The 5,355-nt window shown below is 60.6% G+C and carries 3 rRNA genes; all 3 read left to right on the top strand.

The features are described from left to right. A 16S ribosomal RNA gene (locus ACI78R_RS23305) occupies window positions 1-1,448 on the top strand; the annotation flags it as partial. Between the two features lie 519 nt (window positions 1,449-1,967). Next, window positions 1,968-5,108: ribosomal RNA gene (locus ACI78R_RS23300) — 23S ribosomal RNA — on the top strand. A gap of 127 nt (window positions 5,109-5,235) precedes the next feature. Beyond that, window positions 5,236-5,352: ribosomal RNA gene (rrf, locus tag ACI78R_RS23295) — 5S ribosomal RNA — on the top strand. Window positions 5,353-5,355 lie beyond the last annotated feature (3 nt).

Genomic DNA, 5,355 nt, shown 5'->3' with positions numbered 1-5,355 from the left:
AACCTCTTCGGAGGGGATCAGTGGCGAACGGGTGAGTAACACGTGGGCAACCTGCCCCCGGCTCTGGGATAACTCCAAGAAATTGGGGCTAATACCGGATGTTCACCGCTTCCCGCATGGGTGGTGGTGGAAAGGGTTTCCGGCTGGGGATGGGCCCGCGGCCTATCAGCTTGTTGGTGGGGTAGTGGCCTACCAAGGCGACGACGGGTAGCCGGCCTGAGAGGGTGACCGGCCACACTGGGACTGAGACACGGCCCAGACTCCTACGGGAGGCAGCAGTGGGGAATATTGCGCAATGGGCGGAAGCCTGACGCAGCGACGCCGCGTGGGGGATGACGGCCTTCGGGTTGTAAACCTCTTTCAGCAGGGACGAAGCGCAAGTGACGGTACCTGCAGAAGAAGCACCGGCCAACTACGTGCCAGCAGCCGCGGTAATACGTAGGGTGCAAGCGTTGTCCGGAATTATTGGGCGTAAAGAGCTCGTAGGCGGTTCGTCGCGTCGGCTGTGAAAACCCGGAGCTCAACTCCGGGCCTGCAGTCGATACGGGCGGACTTGAGTTCGGCAGGGGAGACTGGAATTCCTGGTGTAGCGGTGAAATGCGCAGATATCAGGAGGAACACCGGTGGCGAAGGCGGGTCTCTGGGCCGAAACTGACGCTGAGGAGCGAAAGCGTGGGGAGCGAACAGGATTAGATACCCTGGTAGTCCACGCCGTAAACGTTGGGCGCTAGGTGTGGGGGCCATTCCACGGTCTCCGTGCCGCAGCTAACGCATTAAGCGCCCCGCCTGGGGAGTACGGCCGCAAGGCTAAAACTCAAAGGAATTGACGGGGGCCCGCACAAGCGGCGGAGCATGTTGCTTAATTCGATGCAACGCGAAGAACCTTACCTAGGCTTGACATGCACGGAAAAGCGGCAGAGATGTCGTGTCCTTCGGGGTCGTGCACAGGTGGTGCATGGTTGTCGTCAGCTCGTGTCGTGAGATGTTGGGTTAAGTCCCGCAACGAGCGCAACCCTCGTTCCATGTTGCCAGCACGTGATGGTGGGGACTCATGGGAGACTGCCGGGGTCAACTCGGAGGAAGGTGGGGATGACGTCAAATCATCATGCCCCTTATGTCTAGGGCTGCAAACATGCTACAATGGCCGGTACAAAGGGCTGCGATACCGCGAGGTGGAGCGAATCCCAAAAAGCCGGTCTCAGTTCGGATTGGGGTCTGCAACTCGACCCCATGAAGTTGGAGTCGCTAGTAATCGCAGATCAGCAACGCTGCGGTGAATACGTTCCCGGGCCTTGTACACACCGCCCGTCACGTCACGAAAGTCGGTAACGCCCGAAGCCGGTGGCCCAACCCCTCGTGGGAGGGAGCCGTCGAAGGCGGGATCGGCGATTGGGACGAAGTCGTAACAAGGTAGCCGTACCGGAAGGTGCGGCTGGATCACCTCCTTTCTAAGGAGCACTGGCCGGCAGACCTCGTTCTGTCGGCCCAGAGCCACGCCCGGACCGTGACCCGGTGCCCATCAGGGGTGCTGGGCGGGTGTTCGGGGTGGTGCTCGAGGGTGGAACGCTGACCAGTTCGGCCGGCCGCTGCTGCGGCTTCCTAGTACGGCGCTCCTGCGGGAGCGCGGGGAACGGGGGCCGGGGGAGTCGGGTCGGTCGTAGGCACGCTGTTGGGTCCTGAGGGAGCGGGCCCTGTGGTGCCGGCGCAAGCCGGCGGGCAGGGGTGTTTCTTCTGTCCGGGCCTCCGGGATCTCACAACGCTCCACCGTCCTGCGGGACATCGGTGGGGGTCTGGTGGGGTCGAGCGCGGGGGTCGCGGGTTGGTCGTTGAGAACTGCACAGTGGACGCGAGCATCTTTGATTCTCTGTATTGCTGCCCGCACCCGGTCGTCGACAGCCCGTGGGTTGTCGGTCGTTGGGTGGGGGTTCGAGTGATGCCAGAGTTCGCGTGTTTGTAGGTTTGTGTGTGGCCAAGATGTTGAGGGCACACGGTGGATGCCTGGGCACCAGGAGCCGATGAAGGACGTGGGAGGCTGCGATAAGCCTCGGGGAGCTGCCAACCGAGCGTTGATCCGAGGGTGTCCGAATGGGGGAACCCCGCACCAGTCATGTGGTGTGACCCGCGCCTGAACACATAGGGCGTGTGGAGGGAACGTGGGGAAGTGAAACATCTCAGTACCCACAGGAAGAGAAAACAACCGTGATTCCGTGAGTAGTGGCGAGCGAAAGCGGATGAGGCTAAACCGTTTCCATGTGATACCCGGCAGGGGTTGTGGGAGCGGGGTCGTGGGACCGATCGTGTCAGTTCTGCCGGACTGGCGGGGAGTGAGAAAGCGTAGTTGTTAGTGGAAGGCCTCTGGAAGGGGTCGCCGTAGAGGGTGAGAGCCCCGTACACGAAAACGCTGCGCCTCCTTGTTGTCGTGTTCCCAAGTAGCACCGAGCCCGTGGAATTCGGTGTGAATCTGGCGGGACCACCCGCTAAGCCTGAATACTCCCTGGTGACCGATAGCGGACGAGTACCGTGAGGGAAAGGTGAAAAGTACCCCGGGAGGGGAGTGAAATAGTACCTGAAACCGTGTGCCTACAAGCCGTGAGAGCCGTCAATCCGCATTCGTGCGGGCGGTGATTGCGTGCCTTTTGAAGAATGAGCCTGCGAGTTAGCGGTACGTGGCGAGGTTAACCCGTGTGGGGTAGCCGTAGCGAAAGCGAGTCCGAACAGGGCGTCTCTAGTCGCGTGCTCTAGACCCGAAGCCGGGTGATCTACCCATGGCCAGGTTGAAGCGCGGGTAAGACCGCGTGGAGGACCGAACCCACCAGGGTTGAAAACCTGGGGGATGAGCTGTGGGTAGGGGTGAAAGGCCAATCAAACCCGGTGATAGCTGGTTCTCCCCGAAATGCATTTAGGTGCAGCGTCGCGTGTTTCTTGCCGGAGGTAGAGCACTGGATGGCCGATGGGCCCCACAAGGTTACTGACGTCAACCAAACTCCGAATGCCGGTAAGTGAGAGCGCGGCAGTGAGACTGCGGGCGATAAGGTTCGTAGTCGAGAGGGAAACAGCCCAGATCATCGGCTAAGGCCCCTAAGCGTGTGCTAAGTGGAAAAGGATGTGGGATCGCAGAGACAACCAGGAGGTTGGCTTAGAAGCAGCCACCCTTGAAAGAGTGCGTAATAGCTCACTGGTCAAGTGGTTCCGCGCCGACAATGTAGCGGGGCTCAAGCACACCGCCGAAGCCGTGGCACTCACGAGATATCCCGCCGGTGTTCTTCGGAACGCCGGCCAGGTTCGTGGGTGGGTAGGGGAGCGTCGTGTGGCGGGTGAAGCGGCGGAGGAATCCAGCCGTGGACGCCACACGAGTGAGAATGCAGGCATGAGTAGCGAGAGGGGAGTGAGAACCTCCCCCGCCGGAAGACCAAGGGTTCCTGGGCCAGGCTAATCCGCCCAGGGTGAGTCGGGACCTAAGGCGAGGCCGACAGGCGTAGTCGATGGACAACGGGTTGATATTCCCGTACCCGCGAAGGAACGCCCATGCTGAACCCAGCGATGCTGACCCACCGAAACCGCTCACTGCTCTTCGGAGGAGTGGGTGGGAGTAGCTGGGGACCCGGACTGGTAGTAGGCAAGCGATGGGGTGACGCAGGAAGGTAGTCGGGCCGGTGAGTGGTAGTACCGGTGCAAGGGTGTGGCCCGTCTGGTAGGCAAATCCGCCGGACACGAGGGTGAGGCCTGACGCATAGCCGAATGAGGCGAATCCGATGATCCTATGCTGCCGAGAAAAGCCTCTAGCGAGTTCCGAGCGGCCCGTACCCCAAACCAACTCAGGTGGTCAGGTAGAGAATACCGAGGCGATCGAGCGAACTGTGGTTAAGGAACTCGGCAAAATGCCCCCGTAACTTCGGGAGAAGGGGGGCCGTCTACCGTGAACCGCCTCGCGCGGGGCAGCGGTGGGTGGCCGCAGAGACCAGTGAGAAGCGACTGTTTACTAAAAACACAGGTCCGTGCGAAGTCGTAAGACGATGTATACGGACTGACGCCTGCCCGGTGCTGGAACGTTAAGGGGACGGGTTAGTGCACCTCGTGTGTGCGAAGCTCAGAACTCAAGCGCCAGTAAACGGCGGTGGTAACTATAACCATCCTAAGGTAGCGAAATTCCTTGTCGGGTAAGTTCCGACCTGCACGAATGGCGTAACGACTTCTCAGCTGTCTCAACCACAGGCTCGGCGAAATTGCACTACGAGTAAAGATGCTCGTTACGCGCGGCAGGACGGAAAGACCCCGGGACCTTCACTACAGCTTGATATTGGTGTTCGGTTCGGCTTGTGTAGGATAGGTGGGAGACTGTGAAGCGGGCACGCCAGTGTCCGTGGAGTCGCCGTTGAAATACCACTCTGGTCGAATTGGATGTCTAACCTCGGTCCGTGATCCGGATCAGGAACAGTGTCAGGTGGGTAGTTTAACTGGGGCGGTTGCCTCCCAAAATGTAACGGAGGCGCCCAAAGGTTCCCTCAGCCTGGTTGGCAATCAGGTGTCGAGTGCAAGTGCACAAGGGAGCTTGACTGTGAGACCGACGGGTCGAGCAGGAGCGAAAGCTGGGACTAGTGACCCGGCACCGGCATGTGGAAGCGGTGTCGCTCAACGGATAAAAGGTACCCCGGGGATAACAGGCTGATCTTCCCCAAGAGTCCATATCGACGGGATGGTTTGGCACCTCGATGTCGGCTCGTCGCATCCTGGGGCTGGAGTAGGTCCCAAGGGTTGGGCTGTTCGCCCATTAAAGCGGTACGCGAGCTGGGTTTAGAACGTCGTGAGACAGTTCGGTCCCTATCCGCCGTGCGCGTAAGAGACTTGAGAAGAGCTGTCCCTAGTACGAGAGGACCGGGACGGACGAACCTCTGGTGTGCCAGTTGTACCGCCAGGTGCACTGCTGGTTGGCTACGTTCGGCAGGGATAACCGCTGAAAGCATCTAAGCGGGAAGCTCGCTTCGAGATGAGGTCTCTCACCCAGTCAATGGGGTAAGGCCCCCGCCCAGACCAGCGGGTTGATAGGCCGGAAGTGGAAGCACCGTGAGGTGTGGAGCTGACCGGTACTAACAGGCCGAGGGCTTGACCACACACCATCCCCACACACACGCGGGGACATCGATGATGTGCGTATGACAGCGTCCACTGTGCAGCTCTGAACGCCCAACCCCCGGGCGCCACCAGCGTGTGGCGCCGGCCGGTTGTTGTTCACAGTGTTACGGCGGCCATGGCGAGAGGGAAACGCCCGGACCCATTCCGAACCCGGAAGCTAAGCCTCTCAGCGCCGATGGTACTGCCCTGGAGACGGGGTGGGAGAGTAGGACGCCGCCGGACAAC

The sequence above is a fragment of the Geodermatophilus sp. SYSU D01106 genome (genome assembly GCF_054049995.1).
This window is presented reverse-complemented; position numbering and strand designations above follow the sequence as displayed.